This is a genomic window from Aminobacter sp. P9b (genome assembly GCF_045345995.1).
GTDB lineage: Bacteria > Pseudomonadota > Alphaproteobacteria > Rhizobiales > Rhizobiaceae > Aminobacter > Aminobacter niigataensis.
Map to the genome: position 1 here is coordinate 2032927 of NZ_CP150082.1, position 15983 is coordinate 2048909.

The 15983-nt window shown below is 60.8% G+C and carries 23 protein-coding genes; 10 read left to right on the forward strand and 13 right to left on the reverse strand.

Annotation, left to right across the window (positions count from 1 at the left end):
• The first annotated feature begins 362 nt into the window (after positions 1-362).
• Complete coding sequence (locus tag WHT83_RS10015) at positions 363-836, forward strand: hypothetical protein (RefSeq protein ID WP_406873686.1); 474 nt, start codon at positions 363-365, stop codon at positions 834-836.
• 60 nt (positions 837-896) lie between these two features.
• Positions 897-1226: a hypothetical protein gene (locus tag WHT83_RS10020; RefSeq protein WP_406873687.1), complete on the forward strand. Its 330-nt coding sequence runs from the start codon at positions 897-899 to the stop codon at positions 1224-1226.
• Between the two features lie 758 nt (positions 1227-1984).
• Here WHT83_RS10020 and WHT83_RS10025 read toward each other — a convergent pair.
• Positions 1985-2377: a hypothetical protein gene (locus WHT83_RS10025; protein WP_406873688.1), complete on the reverse strand. Its 393-nt coding sequence runs from the start codon at positions 2375-2377 to the stop codon at positions 1985-1987.
• The gene (locus tag WHT83_RS10030) at positions 2374-2682 is read right to left on the reverse strand and encodes a hypothetical protein (protein ID WP_406873689.1); all 309 of its coding nucleotides are present in this window, start codon (positions 2680-2682) and stop codon (positions 2374-2376) included. The genes WHT83_RS10025 and WHT83_RS10030 overlap by 4 nt, the downstream gene beginning before the upstream one ends.
• Positions 2683-2742: 60 nt before the next feature.
• On the opposite strand from WHT83_RS10030, the gene WHT83_RS10035 reads away from it, so the two are divergent.
• From WHT83_RS10035 to WHT83_RS10070, 8 genes are all read left to right on the forward strand, one after another.
• On the forward strand, positions 2743-2946 hold the full coding sequence (locus WHT83_RS10035; protein WP_406873690.1) for a hypothetical protein: 204 nt from the start codon (positions 2743-2745) through the stop codon (positions 2944-2946).
• Positions 2930-3241 carry a hypothetical protein gene (locus WHT83_RS10040; protein ID WP_406873691.1) on the forward strand — a complete coding sequence of 104 codons (312 nt, stop codon included), beginning with the start codon at positions 2930-2932 and terminating at the stop codon, positions 3239-3241. Before WHT83_RS10035 ends, WHT83_RS10040 begins: the two co-directional genes overlap by 17 nt.
• A 153-nt stretch (positions 3242-3394) precedes the next feature.
• A complete protein-coding gene (locus tag WHT83_RS10045; protein WP_406873692.1) occupies positions 3395-4036 on the forward strand; it encodes an SOS response-associated peptidase family protein in 642 nt (213 codons plus the stop codon).
• 11 nt (positions 4037-4047) lie between these two features.
• Positions 4048-4317, forward strand: coding sequence for a hypothetical protein (locus tag WHT83_RS10050; RefSeq protein WP_406873693.1), 270 nt, complete (start codon positions 4048-4050; stop codon positions 4315-4317).
• A 46-nt stretch (positions 4318-4363) separates the two neighbouring features.
• Positions 4364-4606, forward strand: a complete 243-nt coding sequence (locus WHT83_RS10055) for a hypothetical protein (RefSeq protein ID WP_406873694.1) — start codon at positions 4364-4366, stop codon at positions 4604-4606.
• Positions 4607-4636: 30 nt separating this feature from the next.
• A complete protein-coding gene (locus WHT83_RS10060; protein ID WP_406873695.1) occupies positions 4637-4927 on the forward strand; it encodes a CopG family transcriptional regulator in 291 nt (96 codons plus the stop codon).
• 166 nt (positions 4928-5093) lie between these two features.
• Positions 5094-5942 (forward strand): hypothetical protein, encoded by an 849-nt coding sequence (locus WHT83_RS10065; protein ID WP_406873696.1) that lies wholly within the window; start codon positions 5094-5096, stop codon positions 5940-5942.
• Positions 5943-5953: 11 nt separating this feature from the next.
• Positions 5954-6157 carry a hypothetical protein gene (locus tag WHT83_RS10070; protein WP_406873697.1) on the forward strand — a complete coding sequence of 68 codons (204 nt, stop codon included), beginning with the start codon at positions 5954-5956 and terminating at the stop codon, positions 6155-6157.
• A 161-nt stretch (positions 6158-6318) separates the two neighbouring features.
• On the opposite strand, the gene WHT83_RS10075 is transcribed toward WHT83_RS10070, so the two are convergent.
• The 11 genes from WHT83_RS10075 to trbB are packed head-to-tail and all read right to left on the reverse strand — an operon-like array spanning position 6319 to position 15777.
• The gene (locus WHT83_RS10075; RefSeq protein ID WP_406873698.1) at positions 6319-6549 is read right to left on the reverse strand and encodes a DUF2274 domain-containing protein; all 231 of its coding nucleotides are present in this window, start codon (positions 6547-6549) and stop codon (positions 6319-6321) included.
• Positions 6546-7694, reverse strand: coding sequence for a TrbI/VirB10 family protein (locus tag WHT83_RS10080; RefSeq protein WP_406873699.1), 1149 nt, complete (start codon positions 7692-7694; stop codon positions 6546-6548). Before WHT83_RS10080 ends, WHT83_RS10075 begins: the two co-directional genes overlap by 4 nt.
• Positions 7691-8671 (reverse strand): P-type conjugative transfer protein TrbG, encoded by a 981-nt coding sequence (gene trbG / locus WHT83_RS10085; RefSeq protein WP_406873700.1) that lies wholly within the window; start codon positions 8669-8671, stop codon positions 7691-7693. The genes WHT83_RS10080 and trbG overlap by 4 nt, the downstream gene beginning before the upstream one ends.
• Positions 8668-9357, reverse strand: a complete 690-nt coding sequence (trbF, locus tag WHT83_RS10090) for a conjugal transfer protein TrbF (RefSeq protein WP_406873701.1) — start codon at positions 9355-9357, stop codon at positions 8668-8670. The genes trbG and trbF overlap by 4 nt, the downstream gene beginning before the upstream one ends.
• Complete coding sequence (gene trbL, locus WHT83_RS10095; RefSeq protein WP_406873702.1) at positions 9354-10703, reverse strand: P-type conjugative transfer protein TrbL; 1350 nt, start codon at positions 10701-10703, stop codon at positions 9354-9356. Before trbL ends, trbF begins: the two co-directional genes overlap by 4 nt.
• Before the next feature lie 3 nt (positions 10704-10706).
• Positions 10707-10994, reverse strand: a complete 288-nt coding sequence (trbK-alt, locus tag WHT83_RS10100; protein ID WP_406873703.1) for a putative entry exclusion protein TrbK-alt — start codon at positions 10992-10994, stop codon at positions 10707-10709.
• An 18-nt stretch (positions 10995-11012) separates the two neighbouring features.
• Positions 11013-11786, reverse strand: a complete 774-nt coding sequence (gene trbJ / locus WHT83_RS10105) for a P-type conjugative transfer protein TrbJ (protein ID WP_406873704.1) — start codon at positions 11784-11786, stop codon at positions 11013-11015.
• Positions 11783-14239 carry a conjugal transfer protein TrbE gene (gene trbE, locus WHT83_RS10110; RefSeq protein ID WP_406873705.1) on the reverse strand — a complete coding sequence of 819 codons (2457 nt, stop codon included), beginning with the start codon at positions 14237-14239 and terminating at the stop codon, positions 11783-11785. The genes trbJ and trbE overlap by 4 nt, the downstream gene beginning before the upstream one ends.
• A gap of 10 nt (positions 14240-14249) precedes the next feature.
• Complete coding sequence (locus WHT83_RS10115) at positions 14250-14513, reverse strand: VirB3 family type IV secretion system protein (protein ID WP_406873706.1); 264 nt, start codon at positions 14511-14513, stop codon at positions 14250-14252.
• Positions 14513-14845: a TrbC/VirB2 family protein gene (locus WHT83_RS10120; RefSeq protein ID WP_406873707.1), complete on the reverse strand. Its 333-nt coding sequence runs from the start codon at positions 14843-14845 to the stop codon at positions 14513-14515. The genes WHT83_RS10115 and WHT83_RS10120 overlap by 1 nt, the downstream gene beginning before the upstream one ends.
• A complete protein-coding gene (gene trbB / locus WHT83_RS10125; protein ID WP_406873708.1) occupies positions 14845-15777 on the reverse strand; it encodes a P-type conjugative transfer ATPase TrbB in 933 nt (310 codons plus the stop codon). The genes WHT83_RS10120 and trbB overlap by 1 nt, the downstream gene beginning before the upstream one ends.
• Positions 15778-15983: the final 206 nt, after the last annotated feature.

Consider the following 15983-nt stretch of genomic DNA (forward strand, 5'->3'; position numbering starts at 1 on the left):
CGCCGAAGCCACCGCCACCACGAGCAACACCGAAGTTGCCAATGACTAGCAGCCCGAGGACGGCACCAATGACTGCCCCGGCAAGCACCCCTGCTGTTCTTGGCTTTGTTTTGAAGAAATTCGCCATTCGTATCGCCTCAGTGGCAGTGGACGGAACCGGCGCTGTTATCCATATGGCAGCATTGACCCGGTGGTGAACTTTTCCGGCATCCGCCGCCGTGAGCATAAGTAGACGAGTTTAGAGCAAGAACCGTCAAAGCGGCCAGAAACACTGATTTCATAGTCCCCCCTTACTTTGCGCCCAACAGATCAGCTATCACTCGGTCTGTCGAGCTAGCCGTTGAGCATGGGCACCTAATAGAATGACCGAAGCTGAAAAGAAGGCCCTTTCGAAAATCGCCCAGGAAACGGGTCCAGAAGTACTATTGCAGATGGCTTTGAATGCCAGAGGCAAATCGCGAACGGTGGAAACTGCAGCCCTTCGCCGCCTTGCCGAAGTTTCAGCTAGGCACGCGCAGGGAACCGTAGAGAATGCATGCTGGCAAATGGTGCATGCTGTCGAGACTCTGCGCCGCCTTAGTGGGCGTAAAGTATGGCGCATGCACCGGATGCGCCCGAAGATTGACAAAGACGGAGAGATTGGCGCCCTTGAATACTGCGCTTTGAACAAGACAGACGGCTTCGACGAGGTGATGGAGTACGGCACACCGGAGCTTACTGCCGAAGCCATCGTTTTACGTCACCCCAGCCACTTTAGTCCTGCTGCACTCGCAGCTGCGCGCTATCGGCTTGAGCGGCGAGGAATCCAAGTCGACCTGAACGGGCAAATAGTTTGAGCGCAAACCAAAGGCCAACACGCAAGCCTTGCCGGTTGCGGAGGTCAGCTAGGACATTTCATGCAACGCTCTTTGGCACTCCTCCGCATCGCAAGCGCTATGATTGCGGTTGCCTTTGCATTCCCCGCTCCGGCAAAAGCCGCCAAACTCAAGATGATCTGTGAAAACCCGCGACGCGAGTATGTGCTCACCTTCGATGAGGCCGCTAACACCGTATTTGCAGACGAAACCCGGTACAGGGTTCTGGCGGTTGAGAGGACCAAGAGTCGGCTCTTGGTAACCGGTTTGACCGTGAATGACGGACCGACGTTCCGGGCACATTTTCGCCCTTACAAGAAGATCGAGTTCTTTTCCGACAATCAACTGACCCAAACTGACGGATGCCGGTAGGCACTCAACATGATGGCGGCTGTTGGCGTAGCTCGGCGATGGAATGCAAATGCCGAGCGAAAGGCGAGGCCGAAATCGAGGGCTCGCCCAAGAAACCGAGTGGATCCTCGCGCGTGGTGACTTCACCAAAACCTGCGCCCGGCCTGTTTCGGACCTGTTCTAACAGGCGCTGCATACTGAGTGACAAAAAGCGGGGAGCTGCTGTTTCCGTCCTGTATATAACAGATCGCAACGTTTTAAACGGCTAAGTGGTTGAATCCACGTCGAGCGCCCCGGCCCGGATTCTTTCCGCTAAATCGGGAACCGTCCTAGCGCGCGTTGTGATGTTGGAGAAACCTTCGCGCGCTACAGAGGCGGTAAAGCCTTGCCGTTTCCTCGCGCGAAGTGATGCCCGGACAATCTTCCGCGCTTGCCCAAGACTTAATTGTCCACCGTCAGAGGGCAGAGTTCAACCGAGCTGATAGTGATTGCGTATGTCGAGCCAAGGCAGCTGTAGTAACAAATCTTATTCATCCCGCTGACACGCTCCCCGGATTTGAAGCAAGTCACCGCAACCTGGTCATGAGCTGGCATTTGCGTCATTGGCGCCTCTGCGCTCGAAGTTGCCAATGCAATAACAGCTGTCAGCAGTGAAATCATCTCGTCCCCCCCCCCATGGAAAGTGCATTCTAATATTGCGCCTTCTCGGGAGAAATGGGAAGCGGATGACCTCTCCAACGCGTACCAGTCCTGGCGAAAAATCTTGCGGCCTCGCTGTCTTACCGCCCGTATTCTCGGAAAAACCGTGGCAACTCCAAAGGCCCGCATCGCTCAATTGGCTTCCACTCATCGGTTCGTAGCCAGGCGCCGTTGACCCGACCTTTTTCGCGGTCCTTGACCTGATCGAAATGGGCGCCCTCAAAATGGGTCGCAAACACCTCGGCATCCTCGCGGGTCGCAAAGCAGTAGAGCCGGAAATCCTCGCTTTTGCCGTTTGGCCACTTCGCCATGACGTGCTGCATCATTGGCTCCGTTTCAAAGCGGCGGCAGAAGGCGGCTATCAAGTCATAGTTCTCCATGCAGCACAGGTCGTTCGCCAGCGCTACCGCGTGCGGCAGGTTCTTGCTGATATGGGCGCGCTTGGCATTTTCGCGTTGCTTGGCGACTGTCATTCTTCCCGCCAGACCGGAACGCGCTGGACCCTGATGGCAATAAGCCGGCGGATCTTCTTTCCGACCATCTCCCTGGAACCGGAAAAGACGCGCTCAACCTTTAGAAACCCATGGCCGCCGGGGACGCTCTCACACTTCATCTGGTCGGAGAGGGAATCGACGTCGACGTCGCCGAACAGCTGCATCAGGTCGGTCGGATAATAGGTGTGTTCGCGTTTGCAATAGGCGCAGCTCACCGACGCGAGGTCGCGGGCATCGTTCAGCTTGGAAAGCGGAAAGGGCGTTGTTCGGTTCGGCGCGGGCATGAGAACGAAATAGGAACAAACTCCTTGCGGAGTCAATTCACATCACGCTAACCTATGGGCATGAGCGACGAGCAAAACACCGCGCCACGCAAGCCCAGCGGCATCTACGAACATTTTTGTGAGCATGCTGGCTGCAAGAAGGATGGCGGCTGGGGCTTCGCCACTGGCAAGCAGGAGCCGCATTGGTTCTGCTACGAACACAAGGCTGAGGGCAGGAAGTACACTACTCAGGGAGGCTCCTCTGTTGATGTCCCTTACGCTTGAAATCCCCGGCGCATCGCCAGCAGAAATCCAGCCAGGTCTCGCGGCAGCCCAAGCAATCCTCGACATGTACGGCGTGACGCCTGAACAAGGCGATTACTCGGTATGGAAGGTCGAGAATGCGCACGAGCCCCTTCATTCGCTGGACGGCGAAGACTTGGAACCCACCAAGGAAGACGAGAGGATTTCGGTCATCTGGTACAGGGCACAGGCAGCCGCGGTGAAGGCATGCGGCAGAGACCCGGCGCCATACGCACCTGGTGATCATCAGGGCCCACTAGGGTCTAGCCACGATTGACGGCACCCAGACGCAACGGCAGTCTCCCCGCATGTGCAACCTCTACAATTTCTCCTCATCACAAGATGAACTGCGCGCCCTGACCAAGGTGCTCGAAGACATCGCGGCAATCTCGAACCGTCGATCGACGTCTATCCCGGCCGCAATGGGCCGGTGGTGCGCAACTTCGAAGTGCGCCGGCAGTTGGCGATGCTCAACTGGGGCATGCCCACAGCTTCGAACGTTCAATTTCAGGCGACCAAGACCCGCGCGGCAAAGCTCGAAGCGAAGGGCCAGGCTGTCGACTTCAAGGCGCTGTTGGAAAAGGAACCCGACAAGGGTGTAACCAACATCCGACGGACGGACAGCAAGCACTGGGCGCCCCATCTCGGCGTCGAGAGCAGATGTGTGGTGCCATTCACCAGCTTCGCCGAACCGAGTCCGGTTGAAGGCGACAAAGACCCTCCCACCGGCCGGCATCGCAATTTCTGGTTCGCGCTCAACGAGAGCCAGCCGCTAGCCGTCTTTGCCGGATTATGGACGCCATGGCGCGGCGCCCGCACCATTCGTGATGGCGTCCTCGACTGGGAAGTCTATGCGTTTCTCACCACCAGCCCGAACGGTGTCGTTGCCCCGATCCATGAAAAGGCAATGCCGGTCATCCTGACGACACCGGAAGAGATTGAAACATGGCTGACGGCGCCTTGGGCAGAGGCGAGCAAGCTGCAGCGTCCGCTGCCTGACGACATGCTGACAACCGTGGATCTTCCTCCAACCCAGATCGTTTCACCTCAGTCCCAGGCGTCGTTGATCTAGGAGCTTCCTCGATGTCGAATACCGGTCACGTCGTCCCGCAGCAGAAGATGCCGAAGCTGATCGTCGTCGCCGCGTTCAGTCGCGACGACGAAGGTGACCTTAAGCCCGCATTCGACCCTCGCCAGATGCAGAGCGAGGATGCAGCCAAACGCCTGGCCAAGATGATCGAGAGCGAGCATGCCGGCGTGATTGCTTGGAGCCGGGAGGCCAACCCTGCCATTGGTGAGTATGGCGAGCCCACAATCCTCTATCGGGCCGGCGAAGTGCCTCACATAGAGTGAGGACAAACCACATTGCCAGCAGTGCCGCCCAGCGCGATGATCGGGCATGAAGCTGTTCCAGACGACGCCGATGTCCGTGCGGTCGATGTCGAATTCCGGGCTGACCGTGAACGTCAGTGTGTGCGAAGCCACCATCGAAGAGATGGACACCTGGCCGAAACGCACAGCGAAATGGCGGCAGGCCTATCAGAGATGCTATGAGGCGATCGAGGACCGTGTGCCAATCGCCGACGCGCGCAAAGGCGTTCGAAGCCGTGGCGAAGGGAAGCCGCGTGCTGCGGCCCCTTGAAATCCGCCCCCACCTGAATACGCTCCAGGAATGACCCGTATCGACTTCGCCGACGAGCTCGAAGACGCAGCCAACCGGATAGCGGATATTAATCGCGCCGATCTGCAGATTATCCTTCGCCGCGCTGCGCTCAGATTGCGCAATACTGAGGGCGTCGTTCTCGATCAGGAGGTCAACGAGACGGTCTATGCGCTGGCGGGCGTACTGAGGATGACCAAGCAAGACCTGCTGCGGACCATGATCCGCGAATGGCTGGAAAAGGGCGGTTATCTGCCGGTGCCGATGCTTGAGGAAGACGGCGAGGTCGACGGCAGCGCCTAGATGCGGGATCGACTGTCGCAATGGCATCGGCTCCAGCTTCCCGCCTTCATTCAGGATTCGACAGAAGTTTCGCTTTCTGGTTCTTTCGGCAGGGGCTGATTTATCGAATCGCATTGATCCGACACTTCTGAGTCCTTGGCTGTGCTCTTCGGGGGAAGAGAGCGACTTGTCGAAATCACCGTTTGAGCATCGCGTCGACCTTTGGCTTTCCGAAGACTTCAACGTTTGGCAGCGCTTTGGCCGGAACGCGCTTGGCCTCTATCACAACAAACTGCCACGCGAGTTTCGGCTTGTCGGCCTGACACACTGGTCGTCCAGAACCGCACTTGCTTCTTCGGCTCCGGGGTTGGCGTATTTCTATGGCTCCATCCCGGGATGGACGGCAATTGTCGCCGGCAGTGGGTTTTTCTTAGCCCATTCCTTTGTGGGTGTTTTAGACAAGCTATCCAAAGCAAAATCATCGGACGACAACGACGTCCAAAGTGAAATGATCATCCGTGTCGGTGATCTCTTGTCGAGCCTAAAAAGCCGAATTGCGAAGTCGAGTGACAAGGATGATGCGATCCGAGCCTGCCTCGGAATTATCGAAAACTACGCAAGAACAGTCACAAAGTCTAAAAAGGGAGACTTGTCGGTATCCTTGGTGCTTTTCTCGGGCAATAGCACCACCAGAATGAAGGTGCGCCATCGCAACCCAGGAAATAACCGCCCAACAAACCGCGAATTTGATGGGCGCGCACTCTTAGGTTTTCACGCGTGTGGGAGCGGACCCGCACCTCGTGTCGTCCACGATCTAAAATGGTTTGGCAAGCCTGCCTTGGCAAGCCCCACACAACAGAAGGTCGGCTATCGTTCGATCTTGATTGTGCCAGTACAAAGCAGCGGCACAGCCGGTGCCATTAGGGGTTTCATTTCCATCGATTGCGCTCGACCGTATGCATTTTACGGGAACAGATCGAATGTGATAATGGTTACCTGTGAGCCTGTGTTCAGTCATATCAACGAGCTGATTTAGAGGGCCATGCAATGAGTGCTACTGCCCAATTGAAAAAAGGCCAGGAAACACGAGCCATGAGGACGTCCCAGCGCCTCAATGCACTGAGACTTGACGCGGAGAAAATTCGCCGAAGCCATGTAAATGGTGAAATCTCCGCAGACGAAGCAGCCAAGCAGCTCAGCGCGCTGAAGATCAAGTATGTCGGCTTTTTCGAAAGAATCCTCGACCTGTAGCCCAAAGCCTTAGCAAAAAGCCCCGCCACCTTTCGGCAGCGGGGCTAGGGATGGGAGTGTATCAACACTTTCAGGCTATCATGATTCTGCTGCCCTTAGGGTAGCTTGAAGCCCCCCATGATGAAGGCGACGATGGCCAGGATGATACAATTGCGCCCGCACTACGAATCTGGCTGGGCGTTCCGCCGAGCCTTTGCAAACCCTCGATCCGTCTCGATAAAGCGCTGGAGCATCGGTACGATCAGTCGGATGGGCTCGGTAGCAGGCTGGCCGCTCTCGCGGCCAAGGATATCGGCATAAGTCTTGAGATCGCGATGCAGTGACGCTGGAAGCTCCAACGTTACTTTGACGGGCCTGTCGTCGGCGATCGGACCTAGTTTCAGCTTTGTCATTGCGTTGCTCCATAAGGCTCGAGCACGAGATCACGCGTGACGATGACACGTACCGGGAAACCCGGCCGGATAGTCAGCGTCGGCGAGACGGTTAGCTGCCTGCGGATGATCTGCTGGCCGGCGTCGTTTATCGTGTCCTGTGCTCCATCGCGGATTGCACGCAACAGCCGGTTCTCGTCGTCCATCGCCAACTCTGCGCCAGCGGCAAGCAACGTGGAGAGACCGGCGGCTTTGGCCAGATCCCACCAGTGATAATCGACCCCGTCCTCAAGCCCGGCATAGCCTTGCGCGTCGGCGCCCGGCTGACGTTCGAGAACAATGGAGCGGCCATTCGGAAAAATGAGCCGGTTCCACACAAGGAGTGCGCGGCGCTGGCCGAATTGGACGTTGTTGTCATACTGCCCGATGATCCGCGTGCCTTGGGGAACGAGCAGGGCTCGACCGGTCGGGCTGTCGTAAATGTTCTCCGTCACCTGCGCGGTGACCTGTCCGGGTAGATCGGATCTGATGCCAGTGATGAGGGCTGCCGGGATGACGGCGCCGGCCTGGAGAACGAAGGGCGATGCTGGCGGCATGACGCGGTCGCGCGCCACTGTACGTCTGTCAGCAGCGGCGTTGAGGAAAGCCAGTTGCTTGTCCTGTGCGGCCTGCTCGCCAAGCTGGCTTCCCAGGTCAGCGCCCGGAAAGCCCGACGCCGGTTCTCCCGTCCCGACCGTTGCGGCTGATCCTCCACGTGACTGGAAAAAGACGGTGCTCGTCCGTGCGGCTTCTTCCTCAGCGCGTCGGCGCTGTTCCGCCTCGTCCACAGCCGGTGCCATGATCGCGGGCGGCATTACGGGTTGCCCCCTGTTTTGGGCGTTGAGGATCGGCCGGCCAAGATCGCCCGGCAACGCCGGCCCGAGGATCGGGCCGGCATAGTCGCGCGGCAAGCCGGCGAGACCGTCGGCGGGTTGCCGATTGGCGGTCGAGTAGAGCTCCTGGTCGTCGGCGCCGGGCACGCGCGTCTGAAGCGCATAAACCAGTGCACCGCCGATGCCGAGTGAGGCGACGACGCCGACGCCGACGATGACCTTTGACGACAGGCGGGTGATCCGCGGCGGTTCGGCGCGAAGGCGCATCGGAGTCACGTTGTCCTTTTCGCTCATGACGACGGCCTTCCATCCGTGCGCACGATCCTGACGGTCTGCTGTCGATCTCCGCTGCCAAGACGCAACTCGGCCGCGCCGAACAGACGATCGACGATCAGGATGTGTTGGTAGATACGGCTATTTGCGATCTGGGCTTCGCCGTCCGGGCCGATGACCAGGAGCGGTGGCATCTCGCCCTGCACGATGCCGCGTGGAAACTCGACAAAGACGCGCCTGCCGTCGTCATAGACAGAGACCGGCTTCCATGGCGGACTGTCGCCTATGAGACCGTAGCGATAGTTGCGCGCCGCGACAGCCGGAATGAGGGGTGTTGTCGAAATGGCCTGGCGCTGTCCGGCTGGTTGCCTTGGATATGCCCAGGCGACCGCCGGCATATATGGCTTTTCTCCGGAACGCAGCTCGATCATGTAGGTACGCCGGTCCGTGGTGATGACGAGATTGGTCGAGATGTCGGCGCGCGTGGGCTTCACCAATACATGGACACGCCGGGTGATCCCGCTACCGCTCTCGGTGTCTCCGATGATCCAGCGAGCTGTGTCGCCGGCGGCGATTGGGCCTGCACCAGTCAGGGTCTCGCCGAGCTCGAGCGCGATGTTGGTGATCTGCCCGGGCGCGGCATAGACCTGATAGAGAGCGCCCTCACTCCAGGGGTAGATCTGGATGGCATTGTAATAGCCTTCGCGGCGCGGCTGGACGCGCGCGGCGGCATTGGCATTCTCGACGCGCGCTGTCGGGGTCAAGGCAGGGGTGCCGCCACGTGCAGGGGGCCAGGCTGGCGGAACATGAAGAGACTTCGGTCTGTCATCCGCCGTAGCCATGGGGATCGCAGGGAGGGGCGGCACGTCGGCGTCGTAGCTGATCACAGGCGGTTTGCTGGTGGCGCAGCCCGCAAGAATGGCGGAAAGCAAAAGGACTGGAGCTACGGATTTGCGAAGGGACAGGCTGCCGCTTCTGCGGATCGTCGGCCGGTTCATTGGCTCATCTCCTGTGACCAGTTGATGGCGTTGATGTAGATGCCGAGCGGATTGGCGCGGAGCCTTTCGGCATCGCGTGGCGGCTGGATCACGTTGGTCAGGATTGCAGTCCAGCGCTGGGTCGTGGAGAGCTTCCCGCTCTCGTAGTGGCGCTCGGTCCAGGCGACACGAAACGAGTTCGGCGAGGCGCGGATCACCGAGGAGACCTCGACCGCGATCTGTTGCTTGCCGACCTTGATGAATGGATCATTGGTGCGAGCGTAGTCGTTGAGCGCCGCAGCGCCGCGATCCGTGGTCCAGTCATAGGCACGCAGCCAGTTCTGGCGGACGATGATGGGGTCAGCCGGGATCGAGCGGACCTGTTCGATGAAGCGGGCAAGATGCCATGCGATCTGCGGATCGGTAGGCCGATAGTCGGCGCTTGCTGGTACAACAGCTTGCGCCTGACCGAGATTGTCGACTTGCACGATCCAGGGCACGACGGTGCCGCGCGTCGACTGCCAGACGAGCGCCGCGGCGAATGCGCCAGAAAGGATCAGCGATCCAAACGCCATGTAGCGCCAGTTCTTGGCCTGAACGCGGGCCGAGCCGATGCGCTCGTCCCAGATCTGCGCGGCCTTTTGATAGGGGGTCTCTGGTTGAGGTGTCTTGCCGTAATGCGCGGCGGGTCGCCTGAAGATGTTCATGAACGATCACTTGTCTGAAGGTTGACGGAAGAGGCGGAGGCATTGCTGTCGCCGGAGCGAACGGCGTGGGCGGTTGTCTGGACGGCATGGCCCATGTGGCCGGACCGGGGCATGCGCTGCGCCCAGCTGGGCGCAGCGCTGGAAGGCTGGATGGTGGATGCGGGTGCAGTTTCAGCGACGCCTCCGACCGAGCCCATGGTCGAGGAGCCGCCGGTCGAGCTGAAGCCGGCCTTGACGCCGTCGGCGAAGCTTGACTTGACGCTAGCGGCAGCCCTGCGAAGCGGCGATGTTGCTGCATTGCCGGCGGCATGTGCAACGCCCCCTAGCCCGGAGGCGCCGCCGCCCGCGCCGGACTGACCGAGGGAGGCGAGCGAATAGGCAGATGACGCCGCGCCAGAAGCGAGCGCACCGCCACGGACGGCTGCCGCGCCAGCCGAGAGGGCGGCAGCGCCGCCCTTCGCCGCAAGACCAGCAGCACCAGCAGCGGCCAGCGTCATACCACCTGCGGCAAGACCCGTGCCCACCGCCGCTCCGGCGCCAAGCTGGGGCCCACCGCTGACAAGCCCCGACGCGATGCCGGGACCGAAGATCCCGAGACCCAGCAGCGAGAGGGCAGCGAGCACGACAGCCATCGCATCGTCGATGCTCGGGGTCTGGCCGCCGAAACCTTGCGTGAACTGGCTGAACAATGTCGAGCCGATGCCGATGATCACGGCGAGCACCAGCACCTTGATGCCAGAGGAGACAACGTTTCCAAGCACACGCTCGGCCATGAACGCGGTCTTGCCGAACAGGCCGAAGGGGATCAGCACGAAGCCGGCCAGTGTGGTCAGCTTGAACTCGATCAGTGTGACGAAGAGCTGGATTGCCAGAATGAAGAAGGCGAGGATGACCAGCGCCCATGCGAAGAGCAGGCAGGCGATCTGAATGAAGTTCTCGAAGAAGGCCACCCATCCCATCAAGTCGGAGATGGACTCAAGCAACGGCCGGGCGGCATCCAGGCCGGTTTGTGCCACCTTGCCGGGACGCATCAGGTCCGCTGTCGAAAATCCTGTACCGGAGCCCTTGAGGCCGAGGCCCGCGAAACTGTCGAAGACGATGTTTGCGAGATTGTTCCAGTTAGAGATGAGATAGGCGAAGACGCCGACAAACAGTGTCTTCTTGATCAGCCGCGCGATGATGTCGTCGTCAGCGCCCCAGCTCCAGAACAGAGCTGCCAGCGTCACGTCAATGACGATCAGCGTGGTGGCGATGAAGGCGACTTCTCCCCCCAGCAGGCCAAACCCACTGTCGATGTAGCGGGCGAAGACTCCGAGAAAGTTGTCGATGACGCCGGCGCCTCCCATGCTTCACCGCCCTTCCTGAATTCGCGGCGCAGGAGGCACGGGCGTGCGACCAAGGAATCGGTCGCGGGTTTCTGCCCAAACGCGCAGGCATTCGACGTCTTCAGCCGCCTTCAGTCCAAGCTGCTGGCACCGGCGCTGTCTCTCGTGCAGTTGATCGGCCTCAGGCCGCAGATCCAGTGCCGGCCCCGCTACCGGCACTGCTTCTTTCCGGGTCAATTCGATGGCTGTCGCCGTGATGGCGACAGCGACGAACACGACTGCGCCGAGGCGCGCCAGCATCTTGCCGTCCATGATGTTCTCCTCTGGCTGTCAGTTGCCATTGTTGAACATGCGGGCATTGCCGGGCTGATAGCCGGAACCCGGGGTCAGGAAGCGGCGGCGCTGCTCGCGGCCCTGTTCGGCAGCAGCTGCACGTTCGGCGTCGGTCAGTGCTTGCGCCCGGCCATTGGCAGCGATGACAGCGGTGAGGTCGGCGAGTTGCTGAGCCTGGAGCGCCAGTAGCTGGTTACCGGCTTGTGTTGCCTGAAGTGCGCCGGCCGCATTCTGGCTCTGGCCGATCAGCGCCGACATCTGGGCGCGATTGGTCTCGATGTTTTCGACGGCGCCTGCCTGCACTCGCATGGCGTCCTGCAAGCCGCCCACGGTGTTTTTCCAGCGTGTCCGCGCGTTGGCGACGAGCTCTTGATCGGAGGCCGACAAGGACACGCTGCCATATTTCTGTTCGAACATCTGGTCGATCTGCTGCACGTCGAAGGCGATGTTCTGCGCCTGGCTGAGAAGCTGCTGTGTCTTCTCGACCGACTGCTGAAGCTGCTGGAGAGACGAGTATGGCAGGCTCGCCAGGTTCCTCGCCTGGTTGATGAGCATCTGCGCTTCATTCTGCAGACTTTTGATCTGGTTGTTGATCTGCTCAAGCGTGCGGGCAGCGGTGAGCACGTTCTGTGCGTAGTTGGTCGGATCGTAGACAATCCGACCGAAGAAGGCATGCGCTGGGCTCGTCGGCGCGGGCGAAAGCACGCCGGTCACAGAAAGAACCGTTGCCGCAATCAAGGCAGCGCGAAGGGTCGAGGGGCGGGTGGTCATGGCGTGGGCTCCTTCTCAGATTGGGGGACGAGATTGGTGAGGTTGGGGATGAGGTCGACCGCCCAATCGACGCCGCGGGTGCGCAGCCAGGCGGCGAGAAAGCCGTTGCGGCCATTTTCACCGAGGATCTGCGCAATCAGCGTCTGGTCGGTTTTTGAGGATGCGGCGCAAAGCGCGCGAGCGACCTCAGAAAGGCCGAGTTCAAAGAGCCGGTTGCCGCGCCGAGACTGGCAATAGTAGTCGCGCTTTGGCGTGGCGCGCGCCAGGATCTCGATCTGGCGATCGTTGAGGCCGAAACGACGGTAGATTGCGGTGATTTGCGGTTCGATTGCGCGTTCGTTTGGCAGCAGGAGCCGGGTCGGGCAGCTCTCGATGATAGCGGGCGCGATCGCGGAGCGGTCGATATCGGACAGCGATTGCGTGGCGAAAACGACGCTGGCGTTCTTTTTGCGCAACGTCTTCAGCCACTCCCGGATCTGGCCGGAGAAGCCGTCGTCGTCGAGTGCGAGCCAACCCTCGTCGATGATGATGAGCGTAGGCGACCCGTCGAGCCGGTCCTCGATGCGGTGAAAGAGATAAGAAAGCACCGCAGGCGCGGCAGCTGTACCAACCAGTCCTTCGGTTTCGAAGGCTTGGATAGCGGTCTCGCCGATCCGCTCGAACTCGGCGTCGAGTAGCCGGCCATAAGGACCTCCGACGCAGTAGGGGCGTAATGCCTGTTTCAGATCATTCGACTGGAGCAGGACGTTGAGGCCGGTGAGCGTGCGCTCGTGGGCCGGAGCACTGGCGAGAGAGGTCAGTGCCGACCACAGATGCTCCTTGATCTCTGGCGTGATCGTGACGCTCTCACGCACCAGGATCGAGACAATCCAGTCAGCTGCCCAGGCACGCTCCGGTACGTGATGGATGCGCGCGAGTGGCTGGAGTTGGACCGGCTCGCCGGCATCACCAGTCAGGTCGCCACCAAGATCGTGCCAGTCGCCGCCCATGGCGAGCGTAGCGGCGCGGATCGAGCCGCCGAAATCGAAGGCGAAGACCTGCGAATGGCGATAGCGGCGGAACTGCAGCGCCATCAGGGCGAGCAGCACTGATTTGCCAGCACCTGTTGGGCCTACGATCAGCGTGTGACCGACATCGCCGACATGAAGGCAAAAACGGAACGGGGTTGAGCCTTCAGTCTTGCCGAATAGCAGAGGGGGCGCTGCGAAATGCTCATCTTCTTGTGGTCCTGCCCACACAGCCGAAAGTGGGATCATGTGGGCTAGATTGACCGTGGAGAGCGGCGGTTGCCGCACATTGGCGTAGACGTGACCGGGCAACGAACCTAGCCAGGCATCGACGGCATTTATGGTCTCGGGCGTGCATGTGAAGTCGCGGCCCTGGATGACCTTTTCGGCGAGCCTCAGCTTTTCGTCGGCGACACGCGGATCGGCATCCCAGACGGTGAGCGTCGCAGTGACATAAGCCTGTCCGGCATAGTCGGCGCCCAGTTCCTGCAGGGCGAGATCGGCGTCGGCAGCCTTGTTGGCCGCGTCTGTGTCGACCAAAGCAGCAGCCTCGTTGGTCATCACCTCCTTGAGGATTGCTGCGATCGACTTGCGCTTGGCGAACCATTGCCGCCTGATCTTGGTCAGCAGCTTCGTCGCGTCAGCCTTGTCGAGGAGGATTGCGCGGGTCGACCAACGATAGGGGAATGCGAGACGATTGAGCTCGTCGAGGATTCCAGGCGTGGTCGCGGTCGGAAAGCCGACGATGGTGAGAATACGAAGATGTTGGTCGCCAAGACGTGGCTCGAGCCCGCCAGCGAGGGGCCGGTCCGCGAGCAGCGCGTCAAGATGCATCGGCGTCTCGGGAACGCGCACTCGATGACGTTCGGTCGAAATGCAGGCATGGAGATAAGACAGAGTCTCGACATCGTCGAGCCATGCGCAATCCGGCATGAAACCTTCGACGAGTTGCAGCACCCGGTCGGTGCGGTCGATGAAGCCGACGACGATCTCGTGCGGATCGACGCCGCTTTCGGCTTTGCCTTCATAGAGCCAGCTTTCCGCGCGCGCGGTGTCCTCGGCTGGGGGCAGATAAGTGAAGGTCAGGAAATAGCTGGACTCGTAGTGGGCTCCGGCCTCTTCGAAGCCGGCCTTGCGTTCGGCGTCGACCAGGGCGGAAGCGGCGTCTGCGAATGTGCTTTCCGGGTAGGCGGCGGCTGCATGACGCTGCGCTTCGACGAAGATCGCCCAACCCGAGCCAAGGCGCCGGAAAGCGTTGTTGAGACGGCTGGAGATGGCGACCAATTCGGCTGCAACAGAGCTGTCGAGATCCGGGCCGCGGAATCGGGCGCTGCGCTGGAGACTGCCGTCCTTGTTGAGGACAACGCCCTCGCGCACGAGCGCTGCCCAAGGCAAGAAGTCCGAGAGGCGGGCATTTCGGTTTCGATATTCGGCGAGGTTCATCATGGCAATTACCTCACGCCCTGAGGTGGCCGGGGATGCGCAGATGCCTGCGCACAACCTCGGCGAACATTGGATCGCGCTTGGCCGCCCAGACGGCAGCAAGGTGTCCGATCATCCCCAGCGCGATCCCGACGATCCAGAGCCGCAGGCCGAGCCCGAGGGCCGTGGCCAACGTGCCGTTCAGGATGGCGATTGAGCGGGGGGCGCCACCGAGCAGAATGTTCTCTGTAAGCGCCCGATGTACGGGTGCGCTGAACCCTGGGACTGGTTCCTCCATCAGACGAGCGCTCCGCCGCCGAAGCTAAAGAAGCTGAGGAAGAAGCTTGATGCGGCGAAGGCGATCGACAGGCCGAAGACGATCTGGATCAGTCGCCGGAAGCCGCCCGAGGTGTCGCCGAACGCGAGTGTTAGTCCGGTCACGATGATGATGATTACGGCGATGATCTTGGCGACCGGTCCTTCGATCGACTGCAGGATCTGCTGCAGCGGCTGTTCCCAGGGCATGGACGAGCCTGCGGCGTGTGCGGCAGGGGCAATCGCAAGTGCAAGGGCGGCGACCGAGCAGAATGCCGCGATACGGCGTCCGACTTGGGAAAAGGGTGGGTTCATCAGGAGGTTCCTTCGTTGTTGGAGGTGATGGGGGCGATGCGGTAGTCGCCACCGGGGCCGAGCCCTTCGACGCGAGCGAGTTCGGCCAGTCGCCTGGCGGAACCGCGCCCGGACAAGACCGCGACGAGATCGATGGTTTCCGCGATCAATGCGCGCGGGACGGTGACGACGGCTTCCTGAATGAGCTGCTCGAGGCGCCGCAGGGCGCCGATGCCCGTGCCGGCATGGATCGTGCCGATGCCGCCGGGATGGCCGGTGCCCCAGGCTTTGAGGAGATCGAGCGCTTCGGAGCCGCGCACCTCGCCCACGGGAATGCGGTCGGGGCGCAAGCGAAGCGACGATCGAACGAGATCGGAGAGGGAGATGACGCCTTCTTTGGTACGAAGAGCTACGAGATTGGGCGCGGCGCATTGCAGCTCGCGCGTGTCCTCGATCAGGACGACGCGATCTGAGGTCTTGGCGACTTCCGCAAGAAGAGCATTGGTGAGCGTGGTCTTGCCGGTCGACGTGCCACCAGCGACGAGAATGTTGGCGCGCGCCGCAACAGCCTGACGAAGCGCAGTTGCCTGCTGCGCGGTCATGACGTCGGCTGCGACGTAGTCGTCGAGGGTGAAGACGGCGACAGCCGGCTTTCGGATCGCAAAGGCGGGTGCTGCGACGACGGGCGGCAGTAGCCCTTCGAACCTCTCTCCCATTTCGGGAAGCTCGGCCGAAACACGCGGATTGCCGGGATGCACTTCGGCGCCGACATGGTGGGCGACGAGGCGAATGATGCGTTCGCCATCCGCGGCCAGGAGCGTGCAACCTGTATCTTCAAGCCCGCCGGCGAGGCGATCGATCCAGAGCCGCCCATCGGGGTTCAGCATCACCTCGACGATGGACGGATCTTCCAGGAATCCGGCGATCGCGGGGCCCAGTGCGGTGCGCAGCATGCGCGCACCGCGCGAGAATGCTTCGGAATGTTGTTGAGAGATCGCCACGTAATCCCCGTTCTCGTTTGGGTGGCGCGCCGCGCGACCCTGATCGGGGATGATTAAGAGAGCCAGAAATCAGGCAGGTTCAACAGGATTCAGGGGGCGTAGTAGAGTAGCGTAAAAATACAGGCGAATGGCGGGGAGCTACGTCTTATGACCAGGCA